The sequence below is a fragment of the Paenarthrobacter sp. 2TAF44 genome, assembly GCF_052114885.1.
In the GTDB taxonomy this organism is placed as follows: domain Bacteria; phylum Actinomycetota; class Actinomycetes; order Actinomycetales; family Micrococcaceae; genus Arthrobacter.
Genome location: NZ_JBFRFP010000001.1, coordinates 318,145 through 332,873, shown reverse-complemented (window position 1 = coordinate 332,873; position 14,729 = coordinate 318,145). Strand labels below are relative to the sequence as shown.

The following is a 14,729-nucleotide window of genomic DNA, read 5'->3' as shown; positions in this document are numbered from 1 at the left end:
GCAGGAGTCCAATGATCATTACGATCGAGGCCGGCCGCGACTTCCACATCACAGGCCAATCGACAACAGAAATCTCAGACAGTATCAACACGGCTGTGGAGATTGCCCGCGACCACTCGATGACAGAAGGATGGCAGGGCATTATTGTCACCCGCCACGGGCCTGACATGTACACGGTGAACCTGAGCTCTGATGTTCCCTATGGAGTAACGGTGGAACGGGATCTCACCAGCGGCAACCAGCCTAAGGACTGGGGACGTCAGGCAGCTATCTAGAAACACGCCGACGACGGCAGCAAAGTCCCGCCGTCGTCGGCTGTAATATACCCCGAGCTTTCCCGAGGCCCGGACGGAAGGCGCCGCTATCTGGCCGCAGTTGCCGGGGCCTCCTGGAAAGCCGGTACAACGTGCTCGATGAAGAGTTCGAGCGAGCGCTTCTTCTCCTCATGCGAGAGGCTGTTGTCGGACCAGATGCTGAACTCCGTAACGCCCAGTGCCTCGTAGTGGCGGAGCCGTTCGATCACTTCTTCAGGGGTCCCGATCATTGCCGTTTGGTGGAGGGACTCCGGCGTGAACTCCGGACGGTCGGCGAACTTTTCTTCAGGGCTGGGCTCGAGGAAGCCGTTGATCGGAGTGTTCTTGTTCCCAAACCAGGCGTCGAATGTCCTGTAGAACTTGTTGATGGCCTCTGCCGGGCGGCGCCAACCCTCGGGTTCGTCGGCTGAGTGGACATGCGTGTGGCGGAGCACCATGAGATCCGGCCGGGCGACACCCGGGTTGTTTTCGACGGCGGTATCAAACTTGCGCGCGAGGTCGTCGACTTCCTCGTCGCCTTTCATCAGCGGGGTCACCATGACGTTGCAGCCGTTTGCGACCGCGAACTCGTGCGAGGAGATGTCGCGGGCTGCGATCCACATGGGCGGAGTCGGTTTCTGTATGGGCTTGGGGACGCTGGTGGATGTGGGGAACTGCCAGATCTCGCCGTCGTGTGCGTAGTCACCTTCCCAGAGCGCGCGCACGGCGGGAACGATTTCGCGAAGGTGCTTGCCGCCGTCCACCGCGGACATGCCTCCCATGAGGCGGTCGAACTCGAACTGGTAAGCGCCGCGGGCGAGCCCTACCTCCATTCTGCCGTTGCTGATGACATCCAGAAGTGCGGTCTCTCCAGCCACGCGGAGCGGGTTCCAGAAGGGCGCAATAATGGTCCCGGCGCCCAGCCGGATGCGTGAGGTTCGCGCCGCCAGGTAGGCGAGTTGGGGCATGGGGCTGGGGGAGATGGTGTACTCCATGGAGTGGTGCTCACCGATCCAGACGGTGCTGAATCCTCCAGCTTCCGCGAGGAGGGCCAGCTCCGTCAGGTTCTCGAAGCATTCGCGGTGGGAGACGGACTCGTCCCAACGCTCCATATGGACGAAGAGGGAAAACCGCATTAGTGACTCCTTCGTTCTGCGGCGGCGTGTGCCGGCGAATCGATGTTTGGGGCAGCTTCCTGGGCTGCTGCATTGCGTTCGGCAATGGTCTGATTGCCGCGGGACCAGTGTTCGTGCTGGATTTCGCGGATGATGACCGTGGTATTTTCGGGCAACGCGCCCACAGAGATCTCGGCGGCGCGGTGGAGCTCGTCAATGAGCGATCGGAGCTGCTCGGGGGTCCTGCCCCGGGCGATTGAGACTTCGATAAGAGGCAAGATTGTCAGCTCCTCATGATGAAGGGGTCGGCGATGGGGGATTCGTCGGTGTTGATCCAGACGCTCTTGACCCTGGTGTATTCACGGATGCTTTCCATGCCGTGTTCCACGCCCACGCCGCTGGTCTTGAAACCTTCGCGTGGTGATTGGGGAGACATGGTGCGGTAGGTGTTGACCCAGATCGTTCCTGCCTCCAGACGGCTGGCCATCCGGTGTGCCCTGGCCAGGTTGGTGGTCCAGACGCCGGCGGCGAGTCCGTACGTGGTGTCGTTGGCAAGGCGAAGTACTTCGTCCTCGGTTTCAAAGGGCATGATCGCTGCGACGGGACCAAAAATTTCCTCCCGAACCACACGCATGGAGTTGTTCACGTCGGTAAGGACGGTTGGCTCGAAGAAGTAGCCGCCGAGGCCGGTGTTGGGTCGGCCCCCGCCGGTCAGGACAGTAGCCCCTTCAGAGACACCGAGATCCACGTAACTGGCCACCTTGTCACGTTGGTCCTGGAATGCCAACGGTCCCAGTTCAGTGGCGTCAAGCAGGGGATCGCCAATGACAATGCTGCGGGCGCGGTTGGCAACGCGCTCAAGCAGTTCGTCGTAGATGGATTTGTGGGCGAACACACGACTTCCTGCAATGCAGGTCTGCCCGGCGGCGGCGAATATGCCAGCTACTACTCCCATGGACGCATTGGCAATGTCAGCGTCGCCGAAAACAATGTTCGGGGATTTGCCGCCCAGCTCCAGCGTTGAACCGATGAAACGGGACGCGGTTGAGGAAGCAATGCGGGCGCCTGTGGCGGTGCTGCCTGTGAATGAGATCTTTGCCAGGCGGCGGTCCTCCACCAGCGCGGCCCCCGCCTCTGCGCCGAACCCTGTGACGACGTTGATGACACCGGGCGGAAAACCGGCTTCATCGGCCAGCGCGGCGAGGCGCAGGACGGTGGCCGAGGTGTATTCGGAGGGCTTGATGACAATGGTGTTGCCGGTCGCCAGTGCGGGGGCCAGCTTGCTCGTGGTCAATGTCAGGGGCGAGTTCCACGGTGTAATGGCACCCACGACGCCGAGGGGTTCCCGCAGCGTGTAGTTCAGCATGGCGCGGCTTGAGCCAGGTATGGTGTCGCCCTGGATCTTGTCGGCGAGGCCTGCGTAATAGTAGTAGTACTCGGGCATCGCGGCGAGCTGGGCCCGCATTTCGCGCAGGAGCTTACCGTTGTCAAGGGATTCCATGCGGGCGAGTTCGTCACCGTGCTCGCCGATCAAATCGCCGAGCCGGCGGAGGAGGTGTCCGCGCTTGGTCTGGCTCAGGTCCCGCCAGGCCGGGTTCTCGAAAGCCGCAGATGCTGCTGAAACGGCCTTGGAGACATCGGCTTCGTTGCCGCGTGCTGCGCGGTACAGGACGTCGAGGGTTGCAGGGTTGCTGCTGTCGAAGTAGTCCCCATTGGATGGCGCAACCCACTCGCCGTTAATGAAGTGTTCGTAGCGGCGTTCAGTGGACATTCGAATGCTCCTTGATGAAGGCTGTCAGCTCGTTGGCGAGCTCTTGGGGACGCTCAACGGGCATCATGTGGCGTGCCCCGCTGATGATGGAATACGTGCTGCCGGGGATGGCCGCGGCCAGCCTCGCACTCATCTCGGGCGTTGATCCCGGGTCCAGCTCGCCTGTCACAGCATGGGACGGAACGGTAATCCGGGGAAGCTCGGGGGCAATTTCTGCATCCGCAGTTGCGAATACCCGATAGCAGGCCAGGAAGGATTGGGGATCGTTGCGAAGCAGGACCTTTCTGGTTGCCTCGACCAATTCGGACGTCACGGAGGACCCTTCTGGATACCAGCGAAGGATGGATGCTTCCACGGTGGCGGGAAAGTCGGCAGCCGCTGAGGCCAACCGCGTCATCACTGCGGCGTGCTCCTGCGGTGTCCGGTTACACACTGATCCGACTGAAACCAAAGAGGCCACAAGATCGGGCCGGTAACGGGCCAGGTGCTGCGCGACGAGGGCACCCAGCGAGAATCCCACGAGGTGGGTCCCGGGTTCGAGGTATCCCGCGACGTCCGCGGCGAGTTCGGCGAGCGTTATTCCTTCCGGCGCGGCCTGGGCCCGGTTTCCGTGGCCGAGGAGTTCAATTACTTGAATGTCGAACTCAGGTTCGAGGAATTCACGGAGCGGCCCCCACATCGACCCGTCAAGGCCGACTCCGTGAATGAGTGCGATGCGGGCGCGGCTCACTGGGCAGTCTCCTTAGTTGGCTTCGGTGCTGAACGCGGCGAGGCGCTGCTGGGGCCGACCTTGGGCTGCGGCGGCCAGGGCAATCACGATTTCATCGGCATGCGGGGCGTCGTTAATCCGGACCTCGATGCTTTGGTGGTGGGACCGGATGGTCGCATCAGTGATGTGCTTAAGGGGAATATCGAAGACCACACCAGCGGGGCCTCGCTTTTCCACGGCCGGCAAGAGGGTGGTGGCGTTGGCAGCGTCACGGAAGTGGTTTCCGAACGCGAGGGTGTGAATGAGGCCGGAACCGTGCTCGATTTCACCGTTCAGTCCCACGATCGCAGCTTTGCCATATGCTTCGGCAGGGGAGCCGAGCGCTTCAAGCACGCGTGGAGCGAGGAGGGCTCCGATGTCCGATGCATTGCCATCGATACCGGCAGAAAGGTCCTCGACGAATCCCTGGCCGGCCCACGGGTTCTTGATGATGGCTGCGACAACTGCGACCCTTGCGGTCGGGCTGACTTCCCGGCCTCCTTCAGTCAGGACGTCTTCGGTCAGGGTGACAATTTTGCGAATGCTCATGAAACAAGTTCTCCTAGGGTGTCTGCTTTGACGATGGGATCGGTGCGGCGGTCCCCAATGCGGGAATGCGGCCTGGGCCCCGTTGAGGCCCCGAGGACGACGACGATCTCGCCTGGGCGCGGGGCGTCACCGATGCGTGTGGTGATGCTCTGGTAATGGGTGCGGGTGGCGGCGGCGTTCTTATGCCAGAGGGGTACGACGAGCGAGGTCCCTGCCTCGGCACGGTCGTCTGCGAAGCAAATGATGGATTCACCATCGAAGCTTTCACGGACCAGGTTGCCAAAGAACGGTGTGTGGATAAGGGCGGCGCCGTGCTCAATTTCGCCGTCGATGCCGACCAGCGCGGCCTTGCCGAACGCCTCGATGGCGTCCACGCCGCCGAGGTTGGCAGCAAGGAGGTCGGTTAATTTTCGTGCAAGCACCGGAGCGAGCTGTACTACTTCCTTGCCGAGGTCATCGCTCGCGTCGCCGCCCAGCCATGGGTTGGTGACCACGGCAGCAGCTGTTGCGCGAACTGCTGGAATGGCAGGAGAGGCACCGTTTTCGAGCAGGATTTCCTCGCTGTAGTAGACAATCTTGCGGATGCCGAGTCGTTGGTCGTTCATTGTCGGCTCTTTCCAGTAATGGTGAAGCGCATGGCTTCCTTTCGTTGTGGTTGCTTCAGCTCCGGCGGCCCGGAACCGGTTCGGTGAGGGCCTCCCTGGATGAGGCGTGAACATGGTTCCTCATGGCGGATTCGGCCCCGAAGGGGTCCTTGTGCTCGATCATGTCCAACACAGCCCGATGTTCACGCGTGGAGGCTTCGAGCCTCCCCGGGTGTTCAACCGTGCGCAGAACAAGGCGTTGGTACGCGAGCTGGTTCATGAGCCGCTCGTAGTGCTCAATAAGCTTTCGGTTGTCCGAGCCGCGCACGATCGTCCAGTGAAACTCATGGACCAGCCGGGCATAGGTGTCGGTGTCATGGGTCAGGGAAGTCATTTCGGACTCTTCCAGGTTCCGCCGCAGTATTGAGAGCTCCTTGACCTCTCCGCGTCCGGCGAGCAGGGATGCAGCGAGTCCCTCCAGGGACTCCTTGAGCTGGAAGAGCTCGATGATCTCCCTGCGCGTGGGCTCACGCACGAAAGTGCCCACCTTGGGCCGGATCTCAACCAGACCTTCATGCTGCAGCTGCTTTAGTGCTTCGCGGATAGGGGTCCGGCTCACGTCGAACTCCTGGGCCAGGAATGCTTCGGGAAGAACTGCGCCCGGAGGAAAATCCCCTCCCAGTACCAGTCTGCGGATCCGATCAAGGAGGGCGTCGCGGTCAGCCAGCGCATTCTCTACTTCCAGGTTCTCTTGCATACATCACAGAGTATGTTGCATACATCAGCGGAGTCAACAAAACGCCGCCAACTTTTAATAAACCCTGCCATTACAGGGAATTTGCCAATTTTGCGTTGGCCTATTGACGTTGGCATGTGACCTGTCTTACGGTCATTGGTATGCAACAGACGCTCGAACCGCTTATCACGTCAGCTTGGCTCGCCGCTTGGGACAAGGGAGACCTTGATGCTTTGGACAGCCTCGTATCTCCCGGTTATACCCGCACCAGTAAGGCGACAGGCGCAACTGTCGACCTCGCCGGCCTCAAGTCGGAGATCGCCGCCGTTCGGGAGGCCTTCCCGGACCTGCGCACTACTGTCGATGACGTCGTCGAAGGGGACGGCACAGTCGCCGTTTTCTGGACCTCCACCGGCACCCACACCCATGAATACCTCGGCGTACCGGCCACTGGTCTGACTGTGCAGACCCGTGGCTCAAACATCCTGATCCTTCAGGATGGCAAAATACTCAAAGAAACCGTGACGTGGGACGGCAGCGAACTGCTCGCCGGCCTTGGAATCCGGCCGCTGCGCGGGATTGCAGCCCCGATGGTTCCCGATGGCGACGAGTTTGCCGAATTGGACCCATCGCTGATGAAGGCTTTCAACCGCCAGTTCATTACCGGAGTTACGGTCGTGACCACAAAGGAAGGGGAGACCCCAAAGGGCCTGGCAGCCAACTCCTACTGCTCGGTCTCCCTGGAACCACCGCTGGTGCTTGTCTGTGTCCAAAAGACGTCCAGCACCTACCCGGCCCTTTTTTCTTCAAGCCATTTGGGCATCAACATTCTCGGCACGGAGCAGTTGGGCACTGTGAAGACTTTCGCTTCGAAGGCTCCTGACAAGTTCGCTGAGCTCGACTGGCACGAAGGGCCCAAGGGAAGTCCTCTGTTGGACGGCTCGGCCGCTTCCCTTGAAGCTGAAATCCAGGAACGTTTCCAAGCCAAGACCCACACGGTCTTCATCTGCAGGGTCCGCCACGCGGAAATCAGCGAAACTGCGCCGATGGTCTACAAGGCCGGGCACTTTTTCGACGGCGCTCAACTCGCCGAACTTTAGACGGCCGGCGCGGCCAACAATCCCCGACAGGAAACCAACCGCGCCGACCGAACTGCTCGTAAGCAGCGCACCAGGGTGCGCATCCAACATTAGGACAAAAATGAGCCCGGATACCATTCGCGCTGCAGAAAGCAGCATTGCCGAAGATCGCGGTTATCGCGACAGCCTCACCAAAATCGAGCCTTACGGCATCGAGCACATCCCCGACGTCGAACGCCACGGCAAACCCCGTTCCCAGTTCTTCCTTTGGTTCGCCGCCGGAATGAACTTTCCCATCGTCGTCCTGGGGTTCAGTGCCACATATTTCGGCCTGCCGTTCTGGGCCGCGGCCCTGGCGATCATCCTTGCCGGCGTGACCTCCTCGGCGGGAATGGGCTACCTGTCCGCAATGGGTGTTCGGCTGGGCGTCCCACAGCAGATGCAGGGGCGCGGTCCTCTTGGTTTCATCGGCAACCTCTTCCCAGTGGCCTACGTGAATGTCTTCGCTGGAATCGGCTGGGCCGCCGTTACAGTCATCCTTGGCGGCCAGGCCATCGCCCTGCTCACCGATATCCCGTTTTGGCTCTCGTCACTGATCCTCATGGGCATCCAGCTTGGAGTGGCCGTCATTGGCTACAACCTGATCCACTTCCTGCAGCGCATCCTGTCCTTTGTCCTGGTGATCGGGTTTGTCTTCATCACCATCGTGGCAGCGGCCAACGGACGCGTTGAGACCGACTTCAACCCCGCAGCCCTGGGTTTTAACGGCGTCGGAGGGTGGATCGTCTTCTTCGGCTGGTTCTTCTCGTTCATCGTCGCGTGGATGCCCTTTGCGTCCGACTACTCCCGTTACCTTCCCAATACAGCCGGGAACAGGCGCGGCGCCGGCTGGGCTACCATGCTGGGCAATTTCGTCACCCTTGTCTGGATGGGGATCCTCGGAACCCTCCTTGGAACGACCACCACGGCGTCCGATAGCATCGGTGCGCTGAAGGAACTTATGGGCCCTTGGGCCGCCGTCGGCCTCGGCGTCGTCGCTTTGTCCTCGTTCACGCAGAACTTCCTCAATGTCTACGGCGGTGCCATTTCCATCCAGACCATGGGCGTCCCCGTGAAGCGACACACGGCGGTAGTCTTCATCTGCGTCGCATCGTATCTTGTGGCGCAGTGGGGCCAGACCGGATTCAACGAAGGCTTTACTGCATTCCTTAACCTGACTGCCTACTGCATCGCCCCGTACGTCGCCGTCCTGGTCTGCGATTACCTGTTCGGAGGCCGACGCACCGATCGTGGGCTCCGCGAACTTTTCGATAAGAGTCGGAAGTTCGAATGGGGCTTCGTGGCTTGGGCAGCCGGCGTCGCGCTTTCCTCACCGTTCTGGATGTCCTCGATCTATACCGGACCGATAGCCGCTGCTTTCCCGCAAATGGGTGACCTCTCCTATTACATTGGTGCGGCCATTGCTGCTGGCACCTACCTCGCCACGCATCGCCGCAGGCGTCTTTCAGGGCTGGAAATGCTCGACCGCAGCCCCGGCGCGCAAACCCTCTAACCATCAAGGTGGCAAAGGTCGGGGAGTGGTCCACCCAGGATCCTCCCCGGCCTTTGCACAACAACCTTCAAACCCCGGGCAACCGAACGCATCAGGAGCACCGATGAGTACCGCAACGCTGCAAGGGACGAGCGCGGAAGTAGACTTCACCGCAGTCTTCCCGCCTCGGGCCGTTGTAGCTGTGGTGGTTCAATGGCGCGGACGAATTGCCCTCTTCAAGCGCAGCCAGTCCGTCGGTCATGAACGCGGACTCTGGCACTGCATCACCGGATACCTCGAACCAGCCGTTTCGCCGCTCCAGCAGGCACTGGCTGAACTCGAGGAAGAAGCAGGTCTCGCCCTCGGGGATCTCGCCAGCTTCCGGACCGGTGAACAGCTTCAAATTTCTGACCACGAAGGCAATCCGTGGCTGGTCCATACCTATACAGCCGTCAGCAAGAGGCGACGGTTAACGATCAATGACGAGCATGACACTTATCGCTGGGCTGCTCCCGGGAAAATCCGGCGGTTCTCAAATCGGGTCCCGTGGCTGGACATCGTTCTGGGGAGCCTGATGCCGGGTGCCGAAACGAATGCAGGACGATGAACGCAGCGTCGGGTCCTGGAACACAACATGAGCTACGCAATAGTAAGGAACCCTCTGTGGCCGAAAACTCTACTTTGATGATTGACCGGGAAACGAGCCTCCTCGCGTCCGTGCCCACTGGCTTGTTGATCGGTGGGCAGTGGCGGGATTCTTCCGACGGCGGCACGTTCGATGTGCACGATCCCGCCACCGGGGAGGTGCTCGCCACGCTCGCCTCCGCGACCAGCGAAGACGCGGTCGCAGCGTTGGATGCCGCCGACGCCGCCCAGTCCTCTTGGGCACGGACCGCACCCCGGGTGCGGGCTGAGATCCTCCACCGGGCCTTCGATTTGGTGAGCGAACGGGCTGAGGACTTTGCTTTGCTGATGACCCTGGAAATGGGCAAGCCCCTGGCCGAAGCACGCGGCGAGGTCAGCTATGGTGCTGAGTTCCTGCGTTGGTTCTCCGAAGAAACGGTCCGTGACTACGGCCGGTACCTCACCACGCCCGAGGGCAAGAACAAGATCCTGGTCCAGCACAAACCCGTCGGACCCTGTTTGCTGATCACCCCGTGGAACTTCCCGCTGGCGATGGCCACCCGCAAAGTCGCTCCCGCTGTCGCGGCCGGCTGCACGATGGTCCTCAAACCCGCCAAGCTCACACCGTTGACGGCCCAGTACTTCGCCAAGACCATGCTCGACGCCGGCCTGCCCGCCGGAGTCCTGAACGTCGTCGCCTCCTCCAGCGCGTCCGGGATCTCCGGGCCGCTCCTGCAGGACTCCCGGCTGCGGAAGATCTCCTTCACCGGCTCCACCCCGGTCGGGAAGCGGCTCATGGCCGACGCCGCACAGAACGTCCTGCGGACCTCCATGGAACTCGGCGGGAACGCCCCGTTCATCGTGTTCGAAGACGCCGACCTCGACAAAGCCGTTGAAGGCGCGATGGCCGCGAAAATGCGGAACATGGGCGAAGCCTGCACCGCAGCCAACCGCTTCCTCGTCCATTCCTCGGTCGCTGAGGAGTTCACCGCCAAGTTCGCCGCCGCCATGGGCGCGCTGACCACCGGCCGCGGCACCGAACCCACCACCCAGGTTGGGCCGCTGATCGACGCCGGCGCCCGGGACGACGTCCACGCCCTGGTCAGCGCCGCCGTCGACGCCGGAGCCGTTGCAGTTACGGGCGGTGCGCCCGTGGACGGACCCGGCTACTTCTACCAGCCCACCGTCCTGTCCAACGTCCCGAACGACGCAGCGATCCTGGGCCAGGAAATCTTCGGCCCCGTCGCCCCCGTCACCACCTTTACTAGCGAAGAGGACGCCATCCGCCTGGCCAACGCCTCCGAGTACGGGCTCGCATCCTACCTCTACAGTCGCGACTTCAACCGCCTCCTACGGGTTGCGGAGCAGATCGAGTTCGGCATGGTCGGCTTCAACGCCGGCGTCATCTCCAACGCCGCAGCACCCTTTGGCGGGGTCAAACAATCAGGCCTCGGCCGTGAAGGCGGCTCCGAAGGCATCGCCGAGTACACCACCACCCAATACATCGGCATCGCCGACCCCTACTCGGACTAAGAAGGCAGAGAAACCGTGAATAGCCCCATGCGAGGAGCTTCAACCAGCGCAGCAAAAGGCCAGCTGGTCATTATCGACATGCAGCGCGCCTTCCGTGAAGTGGGGGACTGGCACATCCCGCGGTACGACGAAGCGGCCCAGACCATCGCACGGCTGGCAGGGGCAGGATTTCAACCAATAACCACCCGATTCGTCCCAGACACGACAGAACCGGGTTCGTGGTTGTCCTATTACGACCGGTGGTCAAGCATGCGCCGGGAACCCGAGGATCACCTTTGGGATCTCGCGCTTCCGGGCGTCGACGCCCCAAGCTCCATTGATCTTCCAACATTCACCAAGTGGGGCGATGCGATGGCCGATCGAATCCCTGTGGGCGGAGAGCTCATCCTGACAGGTGTGGCAACCGACTGCTGCGTCCTCGCCACGGCCCTTGGTGCCGCGGACGCAGGCCGGTTTGTCACTGTGGTCCAAGACGCGTGCGCGGGACAGAACGACGACGCGCACGATCAGGCGCTCAACCTCATGCAGCTGCTGTCGCCGATGATCAACGTGGTCAAAAGCGAAACCCTGCTCCAGCCGTAGCGTCAGGACTTTTTAGTCTGGATCGTTTATTGGCCAAGGAATGCGTTATCGGGGTAGCCGGAGCTATATAGAGTTCATACGATTGTCGTCATCCAATCAATATACGGCGCTGAAAAATCGCTGCTATTACAGGAGAAGTTATGACAACATTCGTTCTCGTTCACGGCTCATGGCACGACGGAGCTTCTTGGGATTCCGTCATTGAGCATCTGGAATCCCTTGGTCACAGGGCCTACGGTCCCACTCTCGCCGGCCACGGCATCGGCGTCAATAAGGAAGTGAACCACGACGATTGTGTGCAGTCTGTAGTTCAGTTCATTACGGACAATGATCTGACGGACGTGGTTCTTCTGGGGCACAGTTTCGGCGGTACAGTAATTGCGCGAGTCGCGGAAGAGATTCCCGAGCGGCTGCGTCGGCTCATTTTTTGGAACGCATTCGTTCCGCAGCCGGGGAATTCGCTGCTTGACGAAGTGCCCCCACACTACCGTGAACTTTTCAGCTCGCTGGCTGCCAGCTCTGACGACAACACAGTAGCGCTGCCGTTTTCAATCTGGCGTGAAGCATTCATTCAGGACGCGGACTTGAAACTCGCGGAATCTACTTTCGAATTGTTGTCTCCAGAACCCTTCCAGCCCTTCGCTGACCAGTTGGACCTCACCGCTTTCTACCAGTCGCCAATTCCCAAGAGCTACCTCAACGGGACCGAAGACACTGCGTTGCCTCCTGGAGAATGGGGCTGGCATCCGCGGATGTCCAGCCGACTTGGGCTTCACCGACTGGTCCAAATGCCGGGGAGTCACGAAGTCGTCTTTACCAACCCCGAATTGCTGGCCGCCAAAATTGTGGATGCCGGGCAGGACTGATTCCACAACGTGGTTCCAACAACATGAAAGCGGTAACCGTGAGTAATTCACCTGTAGTTACAATGTCGTACGGCGATGTGGTGGGCGTTTTCGAAGAAGACCTGAGTGTCTTCCGGGGAATTCCGTACGCCGCACCCCCAGTCGGCGATCTGCGGTGGCAATCTGCACGCCCCCACGAGGGGTGGGCGGGGATAAGGAGCGCTGAAAATTATGGACCGTCGGCGCTCCAGCCATTTGTCCCCGGCGGATCGCCTATTTTGGGGGAGCACGGGTCCCCACCGTTCGATGAAGATTGCCTCAGTCTAAATATTTGGACGCCCTCTGCCGATGACAAGCGGAGGTCGGTCCTGGTCTGGATTCACGGTGGCGGACTGCTCATCGGTTCTGGGAGTATTCCCTACTATGCTGGCGATACTTTTGCGAAAAACGGCGACTTGGTGGTCGTTACGATCAACTACCGGCTCGGTGCGTTGGGGTTTCTGTCCGGGATGGGCGACCGCGAGAACCTATGGCTCGATGACCAAGCCGTCGCCCTGCGCTGGATTGTAGATAACATCGCAGCATTCGGTGGCGACCCCAACGCCATCACTCTCATCGGTCAATCAGGTGGTGCCCTCTCAATAGGAGGACTTGTGCAGCACCCGACTTCCCGTGGCCTTTTTCATCGGGCGATACTGCAAAGCAGCCCTCTGGGCATCGAGTTTCAAACACCTTCGGAGGCATTCGAGCGCACCCGGAAACTCGCCACCCTGCTCGGCCACGACGACGTCGAAGCGCTAAGGAATGAGCCAGGGGAGCGTCTGGTTGAGGGCTCCCTGGGAGTACTGATTGACAACGCGGCGTTTGGAAATTGGCCGCTGGCATTCCTGCCGGTTATCGACGAGGACAGTTTTCCGGTTCATCCACTGCAGGCGCTGGCGGAATCTGACGTTGAGCTGCTGGTCGGCTGGACCGAAGATGAGGCTAGTTTCGCGTTCGCGTTGGACCCCCAGTATGCAGATACAAGCCGGTCCCAGGTGTTGGATTGGTTGGGCAGTGAGGGCGAGGAAGCCCTGACCATCTATGAGGCCTACCTCAGCTCGGGACGACACACCCCACAAGAGGTGCTTTCCGGTGTTGTCAGTGACAACCTCTTCAGGCGGAGCGCGCTGGACTTGGTGGAAAAACGGGCTGTAGACGCTCCGGTGTACGCGTATGAGTTCCGACTCGATTCGCCGGCATTTGACGGCAGGCTGGGCGCGACTCATTGCTTGGACCTGCCATTTACGTTCAACAATGTCGATAGATGGTCGGGGGCAGGATTTATTCAGGGCATCGAGGAAGTTGTCTTTGAGAGGATCGGGACGTCAATGCATAAGGCTTTCATTTCCTTTGCTGTTACGGGAGACCCAAAGCATGAGGGTTTTGCCTGGCCGAAATATACCTCTGAACAGGGCGAACTGCTTCTGATTGACCAAAACATCCGGGTCGGCACCGAGGTTGGAAGACCCTGGCAGAGCCTTGATGGGTCACGTCCCGCGTAGGGTCCCTCCTTCGTCAGGATCTGACCGGCGGGTGCTGGAATGGTGAGGGCGCTCCCCTTGTCATTCCAGCACTCGCCAATTGTCATAGGCGAGACGTCAGCGCCGCAGCGTAGCGGATGGCGGGAATCCGTAGCGTTCCCGATACTGCGCGGCGAACCTGCCCAAGTTTGAGAATCCCCAACGGTCTGCCACTTCTGCAACTGTCCTGCCCCGGCCCGACAAGAGGTCGTCGTGGGCCCTGCGAAGCCGCACGTCTCTAATGAATCCGATGGGAGTTGTCCCCAGCTGGTTCCGGAAAGCCTCCTGAAGCGCCCTGACACCCAACCCAGAACTTTTTGCGAGGTCGGCTACTTGATATTGATACTCCGGCCGGGCCTCAACTATCGCCATGACCCGACGGACAGCGGCTGAGTCAGCTTGCAAGCCAACTTCCTCCCCGGCGTCGATCGCCAGCGGGTGGGTGTCTGCGAGGGCGGCGACGGCGGTACGGATCAGCTGGTCTTGCAATAAGGGATAGCCGGCGCCGGAAGTGTTCGCATTGGACTCCCGAACCAGCAGTGACGATACTGCATTCCAAGTGGCAGCGGCCCGCAAAGACTTGGGCCCTTGCAAACCAAACCGCACCCGGGACGTTGTCTTGTCACCGCGCAAATCATGCAGGGCCTGTTCCACGTACGCACGGTCAAACCGGAAGGTGAGGAGCTGGGAGTTCACCCCAAATACGAGCCTGAAGTTTCGATACGAGTCCAAGACAATCGTCTGCCCTGACGTCAGAATACGTTCAGCGCCGCCCGAGCTTACGGCCAATCGGCCTTTGAGCACCATGCTGATCAAGATCCATGAGGCGAGCGGTTCAGCATCGACAGATGCCTCAGATCCGTAACTCAGCCTGTGTATGGAAAGAGGGCCTAAGGTGACTTCTTCCTGGACAGCATGGAAGTCTCTGGGCTGGGAAACAGCCAGGATGTGGGGGCAGTATGCGTTACTGAGTGCCTCGCGAGCCTCAGAGGGGTCGTGTGTGTCCAGGACGAGGGGTCTACCACCCGTATCAAGCCCGTGGGTGTGCATCAAGTGCTCCAAAATTTTCGACGTGGGGCGTTAAGCCCGATAAGGGCTTGCCGGAGTAGCGCCGGAGGTATATCGAGTTTATTTGATTATCGTCATGTATTCAATATATTTTCTTTGCCACCCCCGG

The 14,729-nt window shown here is 60.5% G+C and carries 16 protein-coding genes; 8 read left to right on the top strand and 8 right to left on the bottom strand.

The window, feature by feature from the left end; genetic code table 11:
- Nucleotides 1-11: 11 nt before the first annotated feature.
- Nucleotides 12-275 carry a hypothetical protein gene (locus AB4Z15_RS01430; RefSeq protein WP_442015705.1) on the top strand — a complete coding sequence of 88 codons (264 nt, stop codon included), beginning with the start codon at nucleotides 12-14 and terminating at the stop codon, nucleotides 273-275.
- 86 nt (nucleotides 276-361) lie between these two features.
- Here the strand turns inward: AB4Z15_RS01430 and AB4Z15_RS01425 are convergent, their stop codons facing one another.
- The 7 genes from AB4Z15_RS01425 to AB4Z15_RS01395 are packed head-to-tail and all read right to left on the bottom strand — an operon-like array spanning nucleotide 362 to nucleotide 5,817.
- Nucleotides 362-1,429, bottom strand: a complete 1,068-nt coding sequence (locus tag AB4Z15_RS01425) for an LLM class flavin-dependent oxidoreductase (RefSeq protein WP_442015704.1) — start codon at nucleotides 1,427-1,429, stop codon at nucleotides 362-364.
- Nucleotides 1,429-1,686, bottom strand: a complete 258-nt coding sequence (locus AB4Z15_RS01420) for a tautomerase family protein (protein ID WP_442005126.1) — start codon at nucleotides 1,684-1,686, stop codon at nucleotides 1,429-1,431. The genes AB4Z15_RS01425 and AB4Z15_RS01420 overlap by 1 nt, the downstream gene beginning before the upstream one ends.
- 5 nt (nucleotides 1,687-1,691) lie before the next feature.
- Nucleotides 1,692-3,179, bottom strand: coding sequence for an aldehyde dehydrogenase (locus AB4Z15_RS01415; RefSeq protein WP_442015703.1), 1,488 nt, complete (start codon nucleotides 3,177-3,179; stop codon nucleotides 1,692-1,694).
- Nucleotides 3,169-3,909, bottom strand: coding sequence for an alpha/beta fold hydrolase (locus AB4Z15_RS01410; RefSeq protein WP_442015702.1), 741 nt, complete (start codon nucleotides 3,907-3,909; stop codon nucleotides 3,169-3,171). The genes AB4Z15_RS01415 and AB4Z15_RS01410 overlap by 11 nt, the downstream gene beginning before the upstream one ends.
- A 12-nt stretch (nucleotides 3,910-3,921) precedes the next feature.
- Complete coding sequence (locus AB4Z15_RS01405; RefSeq protein WP_431114987.1) at nucleotides 3,922-4,476, bottom strand: amino acid synthesis family protein; 555 nt, start codon at nucleotides 4,474-4,476, stop codon at nucleotides 3,922-3,924.
- The gene (locus AB4Z15_RS01400) at nucleotides 4,473-5,081 is read right to left on the bottom strand and encodes an amino acid synthesis family protein (protein WP_442015701.1); all 609 of its coding nucleotides are present in this window, start codon (nucleotides 5,079-5,081) and stop codon (nucleotides 4,473-4,475) included. The genes AB4Z15_RS01405 and AB4Z15_RS01400 overlap by 4 nt, the downstream gene beginning before the upstream one ends.
- A 55-nt stretch (nucleotides 5,082-5,136) precedes the next feature.
- Nucleotides 5,137-5,817: a GntR family transcriptional regulator gene (locus AB4Z15_RS01395; RefSeq protein WP_442005131.1), complete on the bottom strand. Its 681-nt coding sequence runs from the start codon at nucleotides 5,815-5,817 to the stop codon at nucleotides 5,137-5,139.
- 140 nt (nucleotides 5,818-5,957) lie between these two features.
- Between AB4Z15_RS01395 and AB4Z15_RS01390 the strand changes: the two genes are divergently transcribed.
- The 7 genes from AB4Z15_RS01390 to AB4Z15_RS01360 all read left to right on the top strand — a co-directional run bounded on the left by AB4Z15_RS01390 (nucleotide 5,958) and on the right by AB4Z15_RS01360 (nucleotide 13,534).
- Nucleotides 5,958-6,896, top strand: a complete 939-nt coding sequence (locus AB4Z15_RS01390) for a flavin reductase (RefSeq protein WP_442015700.1) — start codon at nucleotides 5,958-5,960, stop codon at nucleotides 6,894-6,896.
- Nucleotides 6,897-6,996: 100 nt separating this feature from the next.
- Nucleotides 6,997-8,427: a purine-cytosine permease family protein gene (locus AB4Z15_RS01385; RefSeq protein WP_442015699.1), complete on the top strand. Its 1,431-nt coding sequence runs from the start codon at nucleotides 6,997-6,999 to the stop codon at nucleotides 8,425-8,427.
- 103 nt (nucleotides 8,428-8,530) lie between these two features.
- Nucleotides 8,531-9,013, top strand: a complete 483-nt coding sequence (locus AB4Z15_RS01380; RefSeq protein ID WP_442015698.1) for an NUDIX domain-containing protein — start codon at nucleotides 8,531-8,533, stop codon at nucleotides 9,011-9,013.
- Nucleotides 9,014-9,090: 77 nt separating this feature from the next.
- Nucleotides 9,091-10,563 (top strand): NAD-dependent succinate-semialdehyde dehydrogenase, encoded by a 1,473-nt coding sequence (locus AB4Z15_RS01375; protein ID WP_442015908.1) that lies wholly within the window; start codon nucleotides 9,091-9,093, stop codon nucleotides 10,561-10,563.
- Nucleotides 10,564-10,590: 27 nt separating this feature from the next.
- A complete protein-coding gene (locus AB4Z15_RS01370) occupies nucleotides 10,591-11,145 on the top strand; it encodes a cysteine hydrolase family protein (protein WP_442015697.1) in 555 nt (184 codons plus the stop codon).
- 140 nt (nucleotides 11,146-11,285) lie between these two features.
- Complete coding sequence (locus AB4Z15_RS01365) at nucleotides 11,286-12,011, top strand: alpha/beta fold hydrolase (RefSeq protein ID WP_442015696.1); 726 nt, start codon at nucleotides 11,286-11,288, stop codon at nucleotides 12,009-12,011.
- Nucleotides 12,012-12,049: 38 nt separating this feature from the next.
- On the top strand, nucleotides 12,050-13,534 hold the full coding sequence (locus AB4Z15_RS01360; protein ID WP_442015695.1) for a carboxylesterase/lipase family protein: 1,485 nt from the start codon (nucleotides 12,050-12,052) through the stop codon (nucleotides 13,532-13,534).
- A gap of 96 nt (nucleotides 13,535-13,630) precedes the next feature.
- Here AB4Z15_RS01360 and AB4Z15_RS01355 read toward each other — a convergent pair whose 3' ends face one another.
- Nucleotides 13,631-14,602, bottom strand: a complete 972-nt coding sequence (locus AB4Z15_RS01355; RefSeq protein ID WP_442015694.1) for an AraC family transcriptional regulator — start codon at nucleotides 14,600-14,602, stop codon at nucleotides 13,631-13,633.
- Nucleotides 14,603-14,729: the final 127 nt, after the last annotated feature.

Excerpts from the sequence above, each read along its gene's own strand:
- AB4Z15_RS01355 (WP_442015694.1), bottom strand. The coding sequence starts at position 14,602 with ATGCACACCCACGGGCTTGATACGGGTGGTAGACCCCTCGTCCTGGAC.
- AB4Z15_RS01385 (WP_442015699.1), top strand. The coding sequence starts at position 6,997 with ATGAGCCCGGATACCATTCGCGCTGCAGAAAGCAGCATTGCCGAAGAT.
- AB4Z15_RS01375 (WP_442015908.1), top strand. The coding sequence starts at position 9,091 with ATGATTGACCGGGAAACGAGCCTCCTCGCGTCCGTGCCCACTGGCTTG.
- AB4Z15_RS01430 (WP_442015705.1), top strand. The coding sequence starts at position 12 with ATGATCATTACGATCGAGGCCGGCCGCGACTTCCACATCACAGGCCAA.
- AB4Z15_RS01370 (WP_442015697.1), top strand. The coding sequence starts at position 10,591 with ATGCGAGGAGCTTCAACCAGCGCAGCAAAAGGCCAGCTGGTCATTATC.
- AB4Z15_RS01405 (WP_431114987.1), bottom strand. The coding sequence starts at position 4,476 with ATGAGCATTCGCAAAATTGTCACCCTGACCGAAGACGTCCTGACTGAA.
- AB4Z15_RS01425 (WP_442015704.1), bottom strand. The coding sequence starts at position 1,429 with ATGCGGTTTTCCCTCTTCGTCCATATGGAGCGTTGGGACGAGTCCGTC.
- AB4Z15_RS01415 (WP_442015703.1), bottom strand. The coding sequence starts at position 3,179 with ATGTCCACTGAACGCCGCTACGAACACTTCATTAACGGCGAGTGGGTT.
- AB4Z15_RS01400 (WP_442015701.1), bottom strand. The coding sequence starts at position 5,081 with ATGAACGACCAACGACTCGGCATCCGCAAGATTGTCTACTACAGCGAG.
- AB4Z15_RS01395 (WP_442005131.1), bottom strand. The coding sequence starts at position 5,817 with ATGCAAGAGAACCTGGAAGTAGAGAATGCGCTGGCTGACCGCGACGCC.
- AB4Z15_RS01380 (WP_442015698.1), top strand. The coding sequence starts at position 8,531 with ATGAGTACCGCAACGCTGCAAGGGACGAGCGCGGAAGTAGACTTCACC.
- AB4Z15_RS01390 (WP_442015700.1), top strand. The coding sequence starts at position 5,958 with ATGCAACAGACGCTCGAACCGCTTATCACGTCAGCTTGGCTCGCCGCT.
- AB4Z15_RS01365 (WP_442015696.1), top strand. The coding sequence starts at position 11,286 with ATGACAACATTCGTTCTCGTTCACGGCTCATGGCACGACGGAGCTTCT.